This window comes from Tsuneonella troitsensis (assembly GCF_001441535.1).
Classification (GTDB): Bacteria; Pseudomonadota; Alphaproteobacteria; order Sphingomonadales; family Sphingomonadaceae; genus Tsuneonella; species Tsuneonella troitsensis.
Genome location: NZ_LMAU01000001.1, coordinates 420,059 through 437,342, shown reverse-complemented (window position 1 = coordinate 437,342; position 17,284 = coordinate 420,059). Strand labels below are relative to the sequence as shown.

The following is a 17,284-nucleotide window of genomic DNA, read 5'->3' as shown; positions in this document are numbered from 1 at the left end:
GAAGAAACCGAGGTGCAAACCCTTTTCCGGTTAAGCGGCAATTCACTCCTTCTGCGCTCAACGGCGGTCATGCGCTACGGTTTCCAATCATCGCTCGTTAGCCTAGGTCGCCCGGCCATGAGCAAATCCCGTTTCCGGTCCCGCTCCCTGACGGGACTGATGGCCGTCGCCGCAGCAATCTGCACACCCGCGTCGGCACAGCCCGCCCCGACGGCCCCGCCGCCGGCATACGCTGACATAGCCGATCTGGCGGACGCCGCCGATCTGGTCGTGCACGCGCGGATCAAGGAAGCCATCACCGTTCCGCCCGAAAGGGCCACCAGCGTTTCCGCCGGTCATGCACGCGTATATGTAGAGGCGGAGACGGTCGCCCTGCTCAGCGGCTCTTCGCCGGTTGGGCAATCGCTGAAATATCTGGTCGACGTGCCTCTCGATGCCCGGGGCAAGGTTCCCAAGCTCAAGAAGACCGAAGTCCTTCTGTTCGCGCGCCCCGTGCCGGGGCGGACCGGCGAACTGCAGCTGGTCGGCCCCCACGCGCAGCTTGCTTGGAATCCTGCGGTAGATGCGCGTGCAAAGCCGATTCTCGCTGAATTCGTCGCTCCCGACGCTGCCCCCGCCATTACCGGGGTGCGCGATGCGCTGTCGGTTGCCGGCACTTTGAGCGGCGAATCGGAAACCCAGATCTTCCTCGACACGCGCAGCGGCGATCCGGTTTCGATCACCGTCGTCCGGCGGCCAGGGATGGAACCGGTCTGGGGCGTGTCCTACGGCGAGATCGTCGATCAGGCGGCCCGCCCTCCCGCACCCGAGACGCTCGGCTGGTATCGCCTTGCCTGCTTCCTGCCAAGCGAACTGCCCGCCGCGGCCAACCTGTCACAGGACACGCCCTCGCGCGGGCGAGCCGCTCAGGACTATCGTTTCGTGATGGAGCAACTCGGACCCTGCGAGCGTACCCTGGGGGGAGCGCCTCTTCCGCTGCAATAGTTTCTCTTTGTTGGCCGCCGCGCACCGCAGCCGTTAGGACCGCGGCGAGGCAAACAGGGAATTTTCGCAAATGGCCGAACCGCTGCGGATCGCGCTGGCAGGTGTGGGCACGGTGGGCGCGGGCGTCGTTCGCCTGCTGGCGGAAAATGCGGCAACGGTCCGCGCGCGCGCGGGCCGGGACATCCAGGTCGTGGCAATCAGCGCGCGGGACCGTTCGCGGGACCGCGGAATCGACCTGTCCGCCTTCGACTGGTGCGACGACATGACGGCCATGGCCGCGCGCGGCGATGTCGACGCGGTGGTCGAACTGGTCGGCGGCGCCGACGGACCCGCACTTACCCTTGCGCGCAACACCATCGCCAGCGGCAAGGGCCTGGTCACCGCCAACAAGGCCATGATCGCGCGCCACGGCCTGGAACTGGCCGAAGCGGCGGAGGCAGCTGGTGTGCCGCTGAAATTCGAGGCGGCGGTGGCGGGCGGTATCCCCGTGATAAAAGGACTGCGCGAAGGCGCCGCGGCCAACGTGATCGACCGCGTGCAGGGCATCCTCAACGGCACCTGCAACTTCATCCTCTCGACAATGGAGGATACCGGGCGCGATTTCGCCGACGTGCTGGCCGAAGCGCAGGCCATGGGCTTTGCCGAGGCCGATCCCACGCTCGACATCGAGGGGATCGACGCCGGGCACAAGCTCGCGATCCTCGCCGCGATCGCGTTCGGCGCGCGGCTCGATCTCGACACCGTGTCTTGCGAGGGAATCGCCCGGGTGCGGGCGGCGGACATCTCGCGGGCGCGGGACCTGGGCTTCGTCATCCGGCTGATCGGCGAGGCCGACGTGGAGACCGACGCCAGCGGCGCGCAGCGCCTGCTCCAGCGCGTGCGGCCCTGCCTCGTGCCGCAGCAGCACCCGCTGGCCCACGTCGACGGGCCGACCAACGCAGTCGTCGCGGAAGGCAATTTTTCGGGCCGCCTGCTGTTCCAGGGGCCTGGAGCGGGCGACGGGCCGACCGCCAGCGCCGTCGTCGCCGACCTCATCGACATCGCGCGGCTTTCGCCCGGAGGCGATGCGGGCTGCGCGTTCTCCATCCCCGTCGCCGCGCTGGCGCCGATGCAGGCGGCGGACAGCGGTGACCGGAGCGGACACACCTATATCCGCTTCACCGTCGCGGACCGGCCCGGCGTGCTCGCCGAGATCACCGCGGCGATGCGCGACGCCGAAGTCTCGATCGAAAGCCTGATCCAGCAGGGCGAGGCGAACGAGGTGGGCGAGGTCCTGGTCGCCATGGTCACTCACGAAGGGCCCGAACGATGCGTTACCGAGGCCCTGCGCCTGCTCGACGGATCGCCGAGCCTGACCGCGCCCCCACTGGTTATGCCTATTCTTGCGGCGTAGCAGGCGGCGGCGGCAGGTCGGCAGGCTCGACCGGCGCATCGTCGCGGCCCCTCGGCGCCAATCCTCGTGCGATCCGGTCGGCGTCGGACCCCGGCGGCGCTTCGGGTATCGCCTTGAGGTCGATCAGCACCGGCATCGGCGGCGGACACGGCGGGATGAAGCAGCCGGTCGCGACCACCACACCGGGATAGACCGTTCCCACGTCCGGCGGCCGCGGCCCGCCACTGCGCGCGCCGGCGCCTTCGGGATCGAGGTCGCCGCTCGACTGGACGCGGAACTGCTCGGGGTCCTCGAGCTGGCCGCAGACCACGATCTCTCCGCCGGGACGCTGGGGCGGGCATTCGGCACGCTTGCGCGGATCGGGCGGCCCGTACACCTCGCGCGCGGTTTCGAGCGCCTGCTCGGCGGTCACCGGGGCTGGGGCCGAGGCGGTGGACGGAGGCGGTGCATCCTGCGCGGCAAGCGGAGCGCCGCACAACAGTGCGCCCAGCGCGGCGACCGCTCGTCTCGACAATCGGTCTCTCCCTCGGCTAAGCGCGCCCGGCAAACAGCCGTCCGGAGCGTGAATTACACATGAACACAACAAGTCCCAAGCGTTCCAGCGTGCTCGATCGCGTCCTCGTCCTCGAACTCGTCCGCGTGACCGAGGCAGCCGCGATCGCCGCGTCGAAGCTGGTCGGGCGGGGCGACGAAAAGGCCGCCGACGCCGCCGCAGTCGAAGCGATGCGCAAGGCGTTCGACACGCTCGAGATCGACGGTACCGTGGTGATCGGCGAAGGGGAGCGCGACGAGGCCCCGATGCTCTACATCGGCGAAAAGGTTGGCGGGGCGATCGGCAAGGGACCCAAGATCGACATCGCGCTGGACCCGCTCGAGGGGACCACGATCACTGCCAAGGCCGGACCCAACTCGCTCGCGGTGCTCGCCGCTGCCGAAGAAGGCTGCCTGCTCAACGCGCCCGATACCTACATGGACAAGCTGGCCGTCGGGCCCGGCTATCCCGAAGGCGTGATCGACCTGGCGAAATCGGCGACCGAGAACGTGCGGGCGGTCGCCGCCGCGAAGGGCGTGGAGCCGGGCGACATCATCGTCTGCGTGCTCGACCGTCCGCGCCATGCGGCGCTGATCGCGGAGCTCCGCGCGCTCGGCTGCGGCGTGGTACTGATCGGCGACGGCGACGTGGCTGGCGTGATCGCTGTGACCGACCCCGACACCACGATCGACATGTACATGGGCACCGGCGGCGCGCCCGAGGGCGTGCTGGCGGCTGCCGCGCTGCGCTGCGTCGGCGGGCAGTTCAACGGCCGCCTCGTCTTCCGCAACGACGACGAGAAGGCCCGCGCCCGCAAGTGGGGCATCCCCGACAAGGACTTCGGCCGCATCTACAAGCTGGAGGAACTGGCCAAGGGCGACTGCATCTTCGCCGCCACCGGCGTCACCAGCGGCAGTCTGCTCGACGGCGTGAAGCGCCTGCGCGGCGGCAAGATGACCACCGAAAGCGTGGTGATGCGCGCCTCGAGCGGCACCGTCAGGTGGATCAAGGGCGAGCATCGCACCAACTGATTTCGCCCACCCTGTCACGGTGATCGGGGGTCTCTTTCGCAAACGGCGTTCGCCCGCCAGAACGCGGAATCTTCAGGCGGATCGGGCCAGCGCTCGGTGTACCGCAACAGTCGGAAAAGCGCGGAACTCTCGGGCTTTCGTGCGATTCCGCCATCGCGCCGCGATAGACGACGGGCTTTGCCAGCTCGCTTTCCAGCCGCGCGAACAGTGTCTCCATTGTCACCTTCCGAGTATCCTCGCGCGCGGCGCCGGGATGGCCGCAGCCGGGGAGCGACAGCACCCGGTCCCACGCGAAGGCGAAGCTTTTCGCACCCGGCCGCTCGCGCAGGCGGTAAGCGCTCGCCCGGCTCATCCCCACCGCCTTCGCCGCCGCTGTCACCGATCCGGTGACGTAAAGCTGCGCCAGGAACACGCACTGCCGCACTTCGCTCCACCCGTCGTGCCGACCACGCAAGGGGACAGGGCGGAACCAGCCGGGACGGCGGCGGAGGCGGAGGCGGTGGGTGTGGGGCTCGCTCATCGCAGAGCTTAGGGCACGGGTGACGGCGTGTAGGAAAGCGGCTTTGGCGGTTTTGGCGGTGTCGGCGGGGCCGGATCGGGTATGCTGCGGCTATTATCCGCAATGTGGGTGGGAAGCGGACGTTGACGATATACCCGCGTAAGTTACCCTGACTTGGTGTTACGAAAAAGCATCTTGGTGGCTGTAATGATCACGCTCGGTGGCTGCTCCGACACCTGCACGAACAACCCGATCAGCCGTGTTGATGCTCCCGGCGGGCTGCACAGCGCCATCATGCTCCAGCGGGACTGTGGCGCTACTACCGGCTTCTCAACACAGATCTCGGTTGTTACTGATGTTGAACAGCCATCCGTCAGCGGCAATGCCTTCCTAGCGGATGATGACCACGGAGCCGCAGCAGCAGGTGATTGGGGTGGTCCATGGGCTGAAATCAAATGGATGGCACCGGACCACTTGCTGATCCGCTACGCTGCGAAGTCGCGCATTTTCGAAAAGGACAGCGAGGTTTCGGGCATCAGGATCAGCTTCGAAGAAGTCGAACGCTGAATGTCCCCAATGAGGGTGGTTCGCTGTCGTTCTTCCCATTCGTTAGCCGATCGCCGCGCCGAGGGATGACCATGCCGACCCCGAAGACTAGCAGGCCGACGCCAACAGCCGTGTAACCGGAGGCGTTAGCCAGAACCCCAGCGACAAGACACGCCACGCCGATTAGTAGAGGCACCCACTTAGGATAACTGTTTAGCCCGCGCATCAGTGTCTTCCTGCCCTGTAGTGTCTTCCTACCCTGTGCGCCGACGTCCGCAATGGGGTCGTTAGCTACCGGTCCGCTTTGGCGACCGGCGCACTCCCAAACTGGGCCAAAAATAGGGTGGGTGCGTGCGACCATGTATCGACAGGTTTGGCGTGATCGAGAGCGAAATTAGGCTTCTCCAAACTCACCCCGCTCGTCCTGAGCCTGTCGAAGCGTGGGCCCCCCAACGCACCGCCCCATTGCAATCGCAGGACCCTCGTCTAAGCCGCGCGCAGCCGATTCCGCCGACAGAGGACCCCTGCCCCGATGAAGATCATGTCCGGCAATGCGAACCTGCCGCTCGCCCGTGCGATCGCCGGTTATCTCGAGATGCCGCTGGTCGATGCCAGCGTCCGCCGCTTTGCCGACGAGGAGATCTTCGTCGAGATTCACGAGAATGTGCGCGGGCAGGACATGTTCGTGGTCCAGTCGACCGGCTTTCCGGCGAACGACAACCTGATGGAACTGCTGATCTGCATCGACGCGCTGAAGCGCGCGTCGGCCAAGCGGATCACCGCCGTGATCCCCTATTTCGGCTATGCCCGGCAGGACCGCAAACCCGGCCCGCGCACGCCGATCTCCGCGAAGCTCGTCGCCAACCTCATCACCCAGGCGGGCGCCGACCGGGTGCTAGCGGTCGACCTGCACGCGGGGCAAATCCAGGGCTTTTTCGACATTCCGACCGACAACCTGTTTGCCGCCCCCGTCATGGCGGCGGACATCCAGGCCCGTTACGGCACGCGCGAGCTGATGGTGGTCTCGCCCGACGTCGGCGGCGTGGTACGCGCCCGTGCGCTCGCCAAGCGGCTCGACAACGTGCCGCTGGCGATCGTCGACAAGCGCCGCGACAAGCCAGGCTCGTCCGAAGTCATGAACATCATCGGCGAGGTCAAGGATCGCCACTGCATCCTGATCGACGACATCGTCGATTCGGGCGGCACGCTCTGCAACGCCGCGCAGGCGTTGCTCGACGGCGGCGCCAGCTCGGTGACCGCCTACATCACCCACGGCGTGCTGTCGGGCGGCGCGGTGGCGCGGGTGGACCAGTCCGCGCTCGAGGAACTGGTCATCACCGACTCGATCCTGGCGACCGATGCCGCCACCGATTCGACCCGCATCCGCTATCTCTCGATCGCCCCGCTGATCGGCGAAGCGGTCCGCCGGATCGCGGACGAAAGCAGCGTGTCGAGCCTGTTCGACTGATCGCGTGAGCCTTACCGACGACATCGCCCTCGCCAATCGCCTCGCCGAAGCGGCCGGCGCGGCGATCCGCCCGTTCTTTCGCGGCGAGATCGGGATCGAAGCCAAAGACGATGCCTCTCCCGTCACCCTGGCCGATCGCGCCGCCGAGGAGGCGATGCGGCGCATCCTCACCGCCGAGGCATCGCGCGACGGGATCATCGGCGAGGAATTCGGCAGCGAGCGCGAAGGCGCCGCGCGCACCTGGGTGCTCGATCCGATCGACGGCACCGTCAGCTTCGCGTGCGGCCGGCCGATATTCGGCACGCTGATCGCGCTGCTGCACGACGGGTTTCCGGTGCTGGGCGTGATCGACCAGCCGATCGCCGGCGAGCGCTGGGTCGGCGCGATGGGCCAGGCGACCACGTTCAACGGCCGCGCGGTGCGCACCCGGCCCTGCCGCGAGCTGACCGACGCCGTCCTCGCGTCCACCGGGCCGCAATATTTCGACGACCATGCGGCGGAGCACTTCATGGCCCTGGCCGCGAAGACCGCGCATAGGCGCATGATCTGGGGCGGCGACTGCTACAACTACGGCCTCTTGGCGAGCGGTCAGGTGGACCTCGTCTGCGAAAGCGGCCTGAAGCTCCACGATTTCGCGGCGCTGGTGCCGGTGGTCGAGGGCGCGGGCGGGACCATGGCGGACTGGAACGGCGAACCGCTGCACGCGGGCAGCGAGGGGCACGTGATCGCGCTGGGCGATCCCGCGCGGCTCGAGGACGTGGTCGAGGCGCTCGCCTGCGCGCACTGATCGCGCGCGATTTCCGCGCGTTAGCCATATCCTAAACCGGCTCGGGTAATGGCGGGCGCATGGCAACGAGCGCCCTGCCAACGCCCGACATCGGCGCGCCCCGACTGGGGTGGGCGCGGCTGCTCGCGCTCGTCCCGTTCGCGGTGGTCGTGGCAACGGCGATCGTCGAGCTGGGGCTGGCGGACCGCAAGTTCGGCCTGTTCACCGGCGGCTTCGGGGTGAGCCGGACGGTCGATACCCTGACCGAGCGCGCGCTGTTCGCGGGTGGTTACGGTGCGGCGATGGCGCTGCTGGGCCTGGCGGGCTGGTGGCTGGCACATAAGCTGACGCGCGGACGACCCGGCTGGGCGCCGGTGTTCGTCTTCGCGATCCTCAATGGCGCGCTGTTCGCCGGGATACTGGCCGCGCAATACCGGCTGGCGGCCTATTTCAGCGACGCGGTGGGGTTTGCCCTGCTCAAGCAGCTTGGCGGTGGCAGCCTCGTCGATGCGATCCTGTTCGGGATGAGCGAGATCGGCGTGGCGCTTCTGGTGCTGGGCGGGTCCGCGTGCGCCGCCTGGCTTGCCGCGCGCCTGCTGACCGCCGTCCTGCCCGCCGACCTGCCGCGACCGGCTGCACCGAGCGGGAAAGCGACAGCGGTTGCGGCAGCGTTGTTCCTGGCGCTCGCCTTCGCCATTCCCCGTACCGGCAGCGATGCCGCATTCGCGCTCGACCGGACGCTTGCTTGGGGCACGTTGGTGTCGGGGCTGGATTTCGCGAGCGATTTCGACCGCGACGGCTACGGCCTGTTCGTCGCCCAGCCGGACACCGCCCCGTTCGATCCGGCGCGCCACCCGCTCGCGCTCGACATTCCCGGCAACGGCATCGACGAGGACGGTTACGGCGGCGACCTGCGGCTCGTGCCGCTGGCGTCGGCGCCGGGAGCCCAAGTGTTCGCAGGCAAGCGTCCGCACGTGATCGTCGTGGTCATGGAGACGACCCGCAGCGACGTGCTGGGCAAGCGGATAAACGGACAGCCGGTCGCCCCCAATCTCGAGGCGCTCGCAGCAGCGGGCAGCGTGGCGCGCCCGGCATTCAGCCACGTCGGTTTCACCACCGAAAGCCTGAAATCGCTGTTCTCGGGCGCGCTGGCCCCGCGCAAGGGCGATCCGTCGCTATTCACCGACCTCAAGGCGAGCGGCTACCGCATCGGCGTGTTCTCCGGCCAGCCGGAAGATTTCGGCGATATCTCCGAGACCGTCGGGATGCGGGCGAGCGCCGACGTGCACGTCGATGCCGAGACGCTGCGAGAGAAGCGCGCGTTCGATTTCGCGGCGCAGGGCAGCCTGCTGGTCGACGAGAGCCACCTCCTCGCCGCTTTCGACCGAACGCTGTGGCGGGAAGACTGGCGCGCGCGGCCGTACATGGCCTATTTCAATTTCCAGTCGGCGCATTTTCCCTACGACCACGCCGAGGTCGAACGCCGGCTGACCGCCGAGCCCTTGCCGCGCGGCGCGATCTCCGCCGCCAATGCCGACAAGGTGCGCGAGACGTACTGGAATGCGGTCGCCCACGCCGACCGCTGGCTGGGCGAACTGGTCGCGCGGCTCAAGGCCAAGGGGGTGTGGGACGACACGATCCTGATCGTCACCGGTGATCACGGAGAAGAGCTGTTCGAGGGCGGGTTCCTCGGCCACGGGCACGTGATCAACGCCGAGCAGTTCGCCACGCTGCTGGTGGCAAGCAGGCCCGGCCTGCTGCCGTCGGGCCCGGTGGCGCTGTCGGACTATCGCGCGATCCTGAACGCGGCGATACACGGCGCGCCGCCCGCGCCGGTGACCGCGGCGCCGTTCATGCACATCGGGCCCATCGATCGGCCGACCGCGATCGGCCTGGCGGGACCGGACGGACAATTGACCAGCCTGCGCCTCGACACCGGCGATGTGTGCTTCCGCGAGAGCGGTCGCTGCACGACCTACGCCTCGCTCACCGGGCGGGACCGCAGCCGCGCCGACGCGGTGGTCGCGCGCTGGGGATCGGAACGCTGGCGAGAACGACAACGCGGCGGGCACTGACCGTCGGGCACCTCCCGGGGGGCCCGGCGTTCTGAGCGCATGGACAAGGCGATAGCGATCACCGGCGGAGCGGCGGGCATAGGCCGCGCGCTCGCGCTGCATTTCCACGGTATTGGCTGGCGCGTCGCGGTGCTCGACAGCGATGCCGAGGCCCTGCGCGAAGTTTCCCAGCTCATGCCGAAGGCCCGCTTTCTCGGGCTGCGCTGCGATGTCGGGCGCGAGGCACAGGTGCGCCGCGCGTTCGAGCGCATCGCCACATGGCTGGGCGAGGATGCGCTCACCTGCCTCGTCAACAATGCCGGGATCGCGGACCCGTATTGCGGCCCGCTGGAGGATCTGAGGCTGGGCGATTGGCAGCGGTGGATCGATGCCAGCCTGACCGCGGCGTTCCTGTGCAGCCGCGAGGCCCTTCCGCTGCTCCGCCGGGCGGAAGGCGCCTCCATCGTCAACGTATCCAGCACGCGCGCGCTGATGAGCGAACCGGACACTTATGGCTATGCGGCCGCGAAGGGCGGGCTCGACGCGCTGACGCACGCGATGGCGGTGAGCCTGGGCCCGGCGGTCCGGGTGAACGCGGTGCTGCCGGGATGGATCGAGACCGGACCGTGGCAGAAAGCGGCCTCCCGCAAGGAGCCCGATCATTCCGCCGCCGCTCGCAGGCAACATCCGGCTGGGCGGGTGGGGCTGCCCGAAGACATCGCGGGTGCGGTCGAATGGCTGGTCGATGCCGGTTTCGTCACCGGCCAGCGGATCGTGGTGGACGGCGGCATGACCGTGAAGATGATCTACACCGACTAGGCCCCCTTGTCGTCAGACCGGCGGAGGCATTCGGGCGGGCGCGCGTTCGGGGTTGCCTTTTGGCGCCCCTCGCCTTAGGGGCGCGCGCTTCACCGACACGTGATTCACACTTTTTGCGTGATTCTGGGCCGGCCTGGCCAACTAGGGCTGCCAGGGCTGACCGATGCGTGTCCCCGAAAGGAGACGAAAATGCCCAAGATGAAGACCAAGAGCGGCGTGAAGAAGCGCTTCAAGCTCACCGCCACTGGCAAGGTCAAGCACGGGGTCGCCGGCAAGCGCCACCGCCTGATCAGCCACAATGCCAAGTACATCCGCCAGAACCGCGGCACTTCCGTGATCTCCGACGCCGACGCGCGGACGATCAAGAAGTGGGCGCCGTACGGCCTGGGCTGAGGGAGTACTGAGATATGGCACGCATCAAACGGGGCGTAACCACTCGCGCCAAGCACAAGCGGCTTCTCGACCAGGCCAAGGGCTATCGCGGTCGTCGCAAGAACACCATCCGCATCGCCCGTCAGGCGGTCGAAAAGGCCGGACAGTACGCCTATCGCGACCGCAAGGTTAAGAAGCGTTCGTTCCGCGCCCTGTGGATCCAGCGGATCAACGCCGCGGTCCGCGCCGAAGGCCTGACCTACTCGCAGTTCATGCACGGTGCGAAGCTCGCCGGTATCGAACTGGACCGTAAGGTCATGGCAGACCTCGCGATGAATGAAGGCGGTGCCTTCAACTCCATCATCGCGCAGGCCAAGGCAGCGTTGAACTAAATCCGGTCTTCGATCCGGTTTTCAGGGGCGTCGCGGGCATGGGCTCGCGGCGCCCTTGACGCAAGAATTTCGCGCGCTAATGTCCAGAACATACAAAACTTGGTTCTTCGGGTCGCAAAATTCCCGAACAGGACAGCGCCACACAGATGTCGGATTCCCCGCGAATCTCGGTGCGGTTCTTTCGCTTGTCGGAACCGCTGCAGTCCTATTTCACCGCCCTGTACCTGACGACGATCGAAGCCGGGGACGGCTTGGTCGAGGATTACCTGCACCCCGAATGGGCTGCGATGCGCTTCACTGAAGGGCCGCCGCCGATCGCGAGCATCGGGCCGGGCGAAATGGTCGAGCAGTGGCCGTTTGTCGCGGGCGGGCCGACGAGCATGTCCACCCATTTCGCAGTCCGCACCTCGCGCGTATGGGGCCTGGGCCTGCAGCCGACCGGCTGGGCCAAATTCGCGGACGGTGACGCGGCCGCACTGGCCAACCGAACTGTCGACGGCAGTACCCATCCTGCATTTGCAGCATTCGCCGGGATCCTTCCGATCGTCCAGGCGCCCGAAGGCAGCGCAAGCGACAAGGCGGCCCTGATCGACCGATACCTGATGCAGCACGTCGATCGCCCGGTTCCGCGCGAGGCGGAGATCAGGGCGTGCCAGAACGCCCTGCGCGATCCCGCAATGGGAGAGGTATCCGCGTTGCAGGAGCGACTGGGCATGACGGTGAAATCGCTGGAGCGGTTCTGCCGCCGCTATTTCGGTTTCACGCCCAAGTTGCTGCTGCGCCGCCAGCGTTTCGCCCGCAGCCTTGCGCACTTCATGCTCGATCCCACGATGAGCTGGATCGACGCGCTCGACGGGCAATATCACGACCAGGCCCAGTTCGTCCGCGAGTTCCGCGAATTCATGGGCCTGCGCCCGAGCGACTATGCGCGGATGCCGCACCCGATCGTGCAACCCATCATGCGCCAGCGCATGGCCGATCAGGGCGCGGCGGAACCGCTCGACCTGCCGACAATCGCCCGCTTTCGCTAGCCCCCGCCCGCTAAAGGCGCGCCGACTGCCTGCAAAGTTGTCGCATTCCTACAACTCGGTTACACGCGCAGGCGGTCGCATTCGAACGCTGGTAATTTAGGTGGGGCGCGAATTGCAGGACCGTTCGGCGAATGCAGTCAAAGGCGAATGCACCGTGGCGGCGCGCTTCTTTGCGCCCCCGCCGGACCTCGCCGGCTATCTGACCAGCATCTATCGGCTCGACCTCACCGTTGCGGACGGGGAGACGGTCGTCGATTGGCTGCAGCCCGAATGGGGCAACCTGCGCGTCTTCTCGGGCGCGATGCCCTGGGCGCAGGTGGGGACCGGCGAGGTGGTCGACAAGGCGCGGTTCACCGTCACCGGGCCGAGCTCGCGCGCTACGCGGTTCGCGCTCGGCACGACCCGGATGTGGGGGATCGGAATGCTCCCGCTCGGCTGGGCACGCTTCGTCGGGCGGCCGGCGGCGCCATACGCCAACATGCTTGCCGACGCCGAGCGGACGCCCGAGTTCGTTCACTTTCGCGCACTCCCCGGCATCTTCGGCGAAGCACCGGACGACGAGGTCGAGATGCAGCGGATCGTCGCTATCCTGCGTGGCCTGGGCCAGCCGGTTCCCGATGAAGAACGCATCGTGCGCGTCCACAACGCCATGGTCGAACTGGGGGTAGCCACAGTCGCGGATTTCGCCGACCTCGCCGGGGTGTCCGTTCGCGCGCTCGAGCGCACCTGCCGCCGCCATTTCGGCCTCCCGCCCAAGCTGCTGCTGCGCCGCCAGCGCTTCATGCGCAGTCTTGCGGCATGGATGCTGGGCGGAATGGGCAAATGGACCGCGGCGATCGACGAGCTCTATACCGACCAGTCCCACTTCAACCACGAGTTCCACGAATTCATGGGCATGGGGCCCAGCGAATATGCCGCCTTGCCCCATCCGATCCTGTCCGCGTTCATGGAGCAGCGCGCCAAGACCTGGGGTTCGCCCGCGCAGACGCTCGACCGTCCGGGCGGGAAGACGGCTTAGGCGCCGCAAGCATTGCGATAGCGCGCCCGCGCCACTAGGGGCGTGTCCGCGATGACCACGACCGACCAGACCCGCCTGTCCGAGGCGCTCGCCGCAATCGAAGCGGCCCAGACCATCGACGCGATCGAGGCGCAGCGGGTCGCCGCGCTCGGCAAGTCCGGGTGGGTCAGCCTCGCCCTCAAGACGCTTGGCGCGATGAGCCCCGAGGAACGTCAGGTCGAAGGTCCGCGCATCCAGGCCATGCGCGCCTCCGTCGCCGACGCGATCGAGGCCAAGAAGGCCGCGCTCGAAAGCGCCGCGCTCGATGCCCGGCTCGCAAGCGAAGTGATCGACCTGACGTTGCCCGCGCCCGAGTGGCCAAGGGGCTCGATCCACCCGGTCAGCCAGGTCATGGACGAACTGGCGGAAATCTTCGCCGACATGGGCTTCTCGGTCGCCAGCGGTCCCGAGATCGAGGACGACTGGCACAACTTCACCGCGCTCAACATGCCCGAAAGCCACCCGGCCCGGGCGATGCACGATACGTTCTATTTCCCGGACCAGGGCCCCGAAGTGGCGGGATCCCCGACCAAGATGGTGCTGCGAACGCACACGTCGCCGGTGCAGATCCGCAGCATGGTGCAGCAAGGCGCTCCGCTGCGCGTGATCGCGCCGGGCCGCGTCTATCGATCCGACAGCGATGCCACCCACACGCCGATGTTCCACCAGGTCGAGGGCCTGGTGATCGACGAGGGCATCCACCTGGGCCATCTCAAGTGGACGCTCGAGACCTTCCTCAAGGCCTTTTTCGAGCGCGACGACATCGTGCTGCGCCTGCGCCCGAGCTATTTCCCCTTCACCGAACCGAGCGTCGAGGTGGACGTGGGCTGGGAGGATGTCGGAGGCCGCCGCGTGCTGGGCGGTGACGGCGATGCGCCAGGCCACGGCTGGATGGAGCTGCTCGGCAGCGGCATGGTCAACCGCCGGGTGCTGGAATTCGCCGGCCTCGACCCGGACCGCTGGCAGGGTTTCGCGTTCGGCGTCGGAGTCGACCGGCTGGCGATGCTGAAATACGGGATGGACGACCTGCGCGCCTTCTTCGACGGCGACGGGCGCTGGCTGGCGCATTACGGGTTCGACCCGCTCGACGTGCCGACGCTTTCGGCGGGCGTGGGAGCGAAAGCATGAAGTTCTCGCTCGAATGGCTGAAGACGTTCCTCGACACCGATGCGAGCGCCGCCGATATTTCCGCGAAGCTCAACGCGATCGGGCTCGAAGTCGAAGGTCTTGAGGACCCGGCCGATCGGCTCGCCGGGTTCCGGGTGGCCGAAGTGCTGACCGCCAAGCCGCATCCCGATGCCGACAAGCTGCAGGTTCTCACGGTCAACACCGGCCCAGAAATCAATGGGGGCGAGCCGCTGCAGGTCGTCTGCGGCGCGCCCAACGCGCGTGCGGGGATGAAGGGCGTGCTGGGCCTGCCGGGCGCGGTCGTCCCGGCGAACGGGATGGAACTGCGCAAGTCGGCGATCCGCGGCGTCGAATCGAACGGCATGATGTGTTCGACCCGCGAACTCGAGCTGGGCGACAATCACGACGGAATCATCGAACTGCCGGCAGACGCGCCGGTGGGCGCCGCATTCGCCGACTATCACGACGCGAGCCCCGTGTTCGACGTCGCGATCACCCCCAATCGGCCCGACTGCATGGGCGTGGAAGGCATTGCGCGCGATCTCGCCGCAGCAGGGCTCGGCACGTTCAAGCCGTGGCGCGCCGAGGCGGCACCCGGCAGTTTCCCTAGCCCGGTCGCGATCCGCATCGAGGACCCGGTCGGCTGCCCGGCATTCTATGGCCGGGTCATTCGCGGCGTGCGCAACGGCGCCTCGCCCGACTGGATGCAGGCGCGCCTGATCGCGGCGGGCCAGCGCCCGATCAGTGCGCTTGTCGACGTTACCAACTACCTCAGCCTCACCTTCGGGCGGCCGGCGCATGTCTACGATCTTGCCAAGCTGACGGGTGCAGTCGTCGCGCGGCGCGCCGCGAACGGCGAGCAGGTCCTCGCGCTCAACGAGAAGACCTACACGCTCGACGACACGATGACCGTCATCGCCGACGACAGCGGCGTCCACGACATCGGCGGGATCATGGGCGGCGAGCATTCGGGCGTGACGGCGGAAACCACCGACGTCCTGCTCGAGATCGCCTACTTCGACCCCGCGCTTATAGGGGCGACCGGGCGCAAGCTCGGCATCGCCAGCGACGCGCGGACGCGGTTCGAGCGCGGCGTGGATCCCGCGTTCCTCGACGCGGGTCTCGATATCCTGTCCGACCTGATCCTGCGCACCTGCGGGGGCGAGGCCAGCGAGGTCGTTCGCGTTGGTACCCCGCCAAGCGAGCCGAAAGTCTTCGCTTACGATCCCGCACTGGCGGAACGGCTGGGCGGCGTATCGATCCCGGAGGACGAGCAGCGCGCGATCCTGGAACGGCTCGACTTCGCCGTGTCCGCCGACTGGCAGGTCACGGTGCCGCTGCGCCGCCACGACGTCGAAGGGCCTGCCGACATCGTCGAGGAAGTGGTCCGCATCCACGGCCTCGACGCGGTGCCGTCCACTCCCTTGCCGCGCATGGACGGCGTGGCGCGTCCCACCGCGACGCCCGAACAGGCCCGCGAGCGGAAGGTGCGCCGTGCCGCCGCGTCACGCGGCCTGTCCGAAGCGGTCACGTGGTCGTTCCTGCCGACCGCCCAGGCCGATCACTTCGCGGATGGCAACGGCGGTCTGTGGGTCCTCGACAACCCGATCAGCGAAGACATGAAGGCGATGCGCCCGTCGCTCATCCCCGGCCTGCTCGCCGCCGCGAAGCGCAACGCGGACCGCGGCGCGGCATCGGTCCGCTTGTTCGAAGTGGGCCGCCGCTACCTGCGCGGAGACGGCGGCGCGAGCGACGAGCGCGCCACCGTCGGCGTGCTTCTGGCAGGCGAGAAAGCCCCGCGCGGCTGGGCAGCCGGCAAGGCGGCGCACTTCGACGCCTTCGATGCCAAGGCCGAAGCGCTCGCTTTGCTCGAAGCCGCCGGCGCCCCGGTGGCCAACCTGCAGGTCATGGGAGACGCGGGCCCACAGTTCCACCCGGGTCAGTCGGGCACGCTCCGCCTCGGCCCCAAGACCGTGCTCGCCCGCTTCGGTGCACTGCATCCGGCCACGCTCAAGGCGTTCGACGTCGATGGGCCGGTCATGGCGGTCGAGGTGTTTCTGGACGCGATCCCGGCCCGCAAGAACGCCGGGTTTGCGCGAGCAGCCTATGCGCCGCCCGCGCTGCAGTCGGTCACCCGCGACTTCGCGTTCCTGGTCGACGCCGCGCTGCCGGCAGGCGACCTGCTCCGCGCGATCAAGGGCGCCGACAAGGCCAATATCGTGGCTGCGCGGGTGTTCGACGATTTCCGCGGTCAGGGCGTGCCCGAGGGCAGCAAGTCGCTGGCCGTCGAAGTCACGCTGCAACCGGGCGACAAGAGCTACACCGATGCCGACCTGAAGGCGGTTTCCGACCGGATCGTCACCGCTGCGGCCAAGCTGGGCGCGGAGTTGCGCGGATGACCCGCACGGCATTCGTCACGGGAGCGACGGCGGGCATCGGCGAAGCGACCGTGCGGACGCTGGTCGCGAGCGGCTGGCGCTGCGTCGCGACCGGGCGGCGGGGCTCGCGGCTGGAGGCACTGGTCGCCGAGCTGGGCGCGGACAAGGTCCATGCCGCGGTGTTCGACGTGCGCGATACGGCGGCGCTCGATGCGGCGCTGGCAGCGCTGCCGCCCGAGTTCGCCGCGATCGACCTGCTGGTGAACAACGCCGGCCTCGCCCAGGGCCTGTCGCCCGCGCAGGAAGCCGACCTCGACGACTGGCAGACGATGATCGACACCAACGTGACCGCGATGGTCACGCTCACGCGCAAGCTGCTGCCGGGCCTGATCGCGCGCAAGGGCGCGATCATCACGATCGGCTCGGTCGCGGGCACCTACCTCTACCCCGGCGGCAACGTCTATGCGGGCAGCAAGGCCTTCGCCAACCACTTCACCTTGGCGCTGCGGGCCGACCTCCACGGCACAGGGGTGCGCGTGACGAGCATCGAGCCGGGCATGGTTGAAACCGAGTTCACGCTCGTTCGCACCGGCAGCCAAGACGCATCGGACAAGCTCTATGCGGGCGTGAACCCGATGACGGCGGACGACATCGCCCACACCATCCAGTGGATCGCCGAACTGCCCCCGCACCTCAACGTCAACCGCATCGAACTGATGCCGGTGAACCAGGGCTTCGCGGGCTTCCGGGTCGCGCGCGAAAGCTAGCGGGCACCGCCCATATCCGCTCACCCTGAGCCTGTCGAAGGGTCTGGTGCAGCGTTGCGACACAATG

General features: G+C 68.0%; 17 protein-coding genes. 15 read left to right on the top strand and 2 right to left on the bottom strand.

All coding sequences use genetic code 11. From position 1 onward, the window contains the following. The first annotated feature begins 117 nt into the window (after positions 1-117). Positions 118-984 carry a hypothetical protein gene (locus AR323_RS02205; protein WP_164461536.1) on the top strand — a complete coding sequence of 289 codons (867 nt, stop codon included), beginning with the start codon at positions 118-120 and terminating at the stop codon, positions 982-984. Between the two features lie 70 nt (positions 985-1,054). After that, entirely contained in the window at positions 1,055-2,377 is a 1,323-nt protein-coding gene (locus AR323_RS02200) for a homoserine dehydrogenase (RefSeq protein ID WP_057882296.1), read from the top strand. Here AR323_RS02200 and AR323_RS02195 read toward each other — a convergent pair. After that, positions 2,361-2,891: a hypothetical protein gene (locus tag AR323_RS02195; RefSeq protein ID WP_152980283.1), complete on the bottom strand. Its 531-nt coding sequence runs from the start codon at positions 2,889-2,891 to the stop codon at positions 2,361-2,363. The two genes, AR323_RS02200 and AR323_RS02195, sit on opposite strands and share 17 nt — an antisense overlap. Positions 2,892-2,950: 59 nt before the next feature. Between AR323_RS02195 and glpX the strand changes: the two genes are divergently transcribed. Further along, a complete protein-coding gene (gene glpX, locus AR323_RS02190; RefSeq protein ID WP_057882294.1) occupies positions 2,951-3,940 on the top strand; it encodes a class II fructose-bisphosphatase in 990 nt (329 codons plus the stop codon). On the opposite strand, the gene AR323_RS02185 is transcribed toward glpX, so the two are convergent. Then, the gene (locus tag AR323_RS02185; RefSeq protein WP_057882293.1) at positions 3,915-4,460 is read right to left on the bottom strand and encodes a hypothetical protein; all 546 of its coding nucleotides are present in this window, start codon (positions 4,458-4,460) and stop codon (positions 3,915-3,917) included. The two genes, glpX and AR323_RS02185, sit on opposite strands and share 26 nt — an antisense overlap. A 186-nt stretch (positions 4,461-4,646) precedes the next feature. Here AR323_RS02185 and AR323_RS14610 point away from each other — a divergent pair, with 186 nt between their 5' ends. From AR323_RS14610 to AR323_RS02130, 12 genes are all read left to right on the top strand, one after another. Continuing rightward, entirely contained in the window at positions 4,647-5,006 is a 360-nt protein-coding gene (locus tag AR323_RS14610; protein WP_152980282.1) for a hypothetical protein, read from the top strand. 511 nt (positions 5,007-5,517) lie between these two features. Beyond that, positions 5,518-6,453, top strand: a complete 936-nt coding sequence (locus AR323_RS02180) for a ribose-phosphate pyrophosphokinase (RefSeq protein ID WP_057882292.1) — start codon at positions 5,518-5,520, stop codon at positions 6,451-6,453. A gap of 4 nt (positions 6,454-6,457) precedes the next feature. Continuing rightward, a complete protein-coding gene (locus AR323_RS02175) occupies positions 6,458-7,240 on the top strand; it encodes an inositol monophosphatase family protein (RefSeq protein WP_057882291.1) in 783 nt (260 codons plus the stop codon). Between the two features lie 59 nt (positions 7,241-7,299). Beyond that, positions 7,300-9,294, top strand: coding sequence for a sulfatase-like hydrolase/transferase (locus AR323_RS02170; protein ID WP_057882290.1), 1,995 nt, complete (start codon positions 7,300-7,302; stop codon positions 9,292-9,294). 39 nt (positions 9,295-9,333) lie between these two features. Continuing rightward, on the top strand, positions 9,334-10,092 hold the full coding sequence (locus AR323_RS02165; protein WP_057882289.1) for an SDR family NAD(P)-dependent oxidoreductase: 759 nt from the start codon (positions 9,334-9,336) through the stop codon (positions 10,090-10,092). Between the two features lie 189 nt (positions 10,093-10,281). After that, entirely contained in the window at positions 10,282-10,485 is a 204-nt protein-coding gene (gene rpmI / locus AR323_RS02160; RefSeq protein ID WP_057882288.1) for a 50S ribosomal protein L35, read from the top strand. 14 nt (positions 10,486-10,499) lie between these two features. Further along, on the top strand, positions 10,500-10,856 hold the full coding sequence (gene rplT / locus AR323_RS02155; protein ID WP_057882287.1) for a 50S ribosomal protein L20: 357 nt from the start codon (positions 10,500-10,502) through the stop codon (positions 10,854-10,856). Positions 10,857-11,041: 185 nt separating this feature from the next. Further along, complete coding sequence (locus AR323_RS02150; RefSeq protein ID WP_161808704.1) at positions 11,042-11,887, top strand: AraC family transcriptional regulator; 846 nt, start codon at positions 11,042-11,044, stop codon at positions 11,885-11,887. Between the two features lie 154 nt (positions 11,888-12,041). Beyond that, positions 12,042-12,905: a helix-turn-helix domain-containing protein gene (locus AR323_RS02145; RefSeq protein ID WP_057882578.1), complete on the top strand. Its 864-nt coding sequence runs from the start codon at positions 12,042-12,044 to the stop codon at positions 12,903-12,905. 51 nt (positions 12,906-12,956) lie between these two features. Then, positions 12,957-14,072, top strand: a complete 1,116-nt coding sequence (gene pheS, locus AR323_RS02140; RefSeq protein ID WP_057882285.1) for a phenylalanine--tRNA ligase subunit alpha — start codon at positions 12,957-12,959, stop codon at positions 14,070-14,072. After that, the gene (gene pheT / locus AR323_RS02135; RefSeq protein WP_057882284.1) at positions 14,069-16,471 is read left to right on the top strand and encodes a phenylalanine--tRNA ligase subunit beta; all 2,403 of its coding nucleotides are present in this window, start codon (positions 14,069-14,071) and stop codon (positions 16,469-16,471) included. Before pheS ends, pheT begins: the two co-directional genes overlap by 4 nt. Further along, positions 16,468-17,217: an SDR family NAD(P)-dependent oxidoreductase gene (locus tag AR323_RS02130; RefSeq protein ID WP_057882283.1), complete on the top strand. Its 750-nt coding sequence runs from the start codon at positions 16,468-16,470 to the stop codon at positions 17,215-17,217. The genes pheT and AR323_RS02130 overlap by 4 nt, the downstream gene beginning before the upstream one ends. Positions 17,218-17,284: the final 67 nt, after the last annotated feature.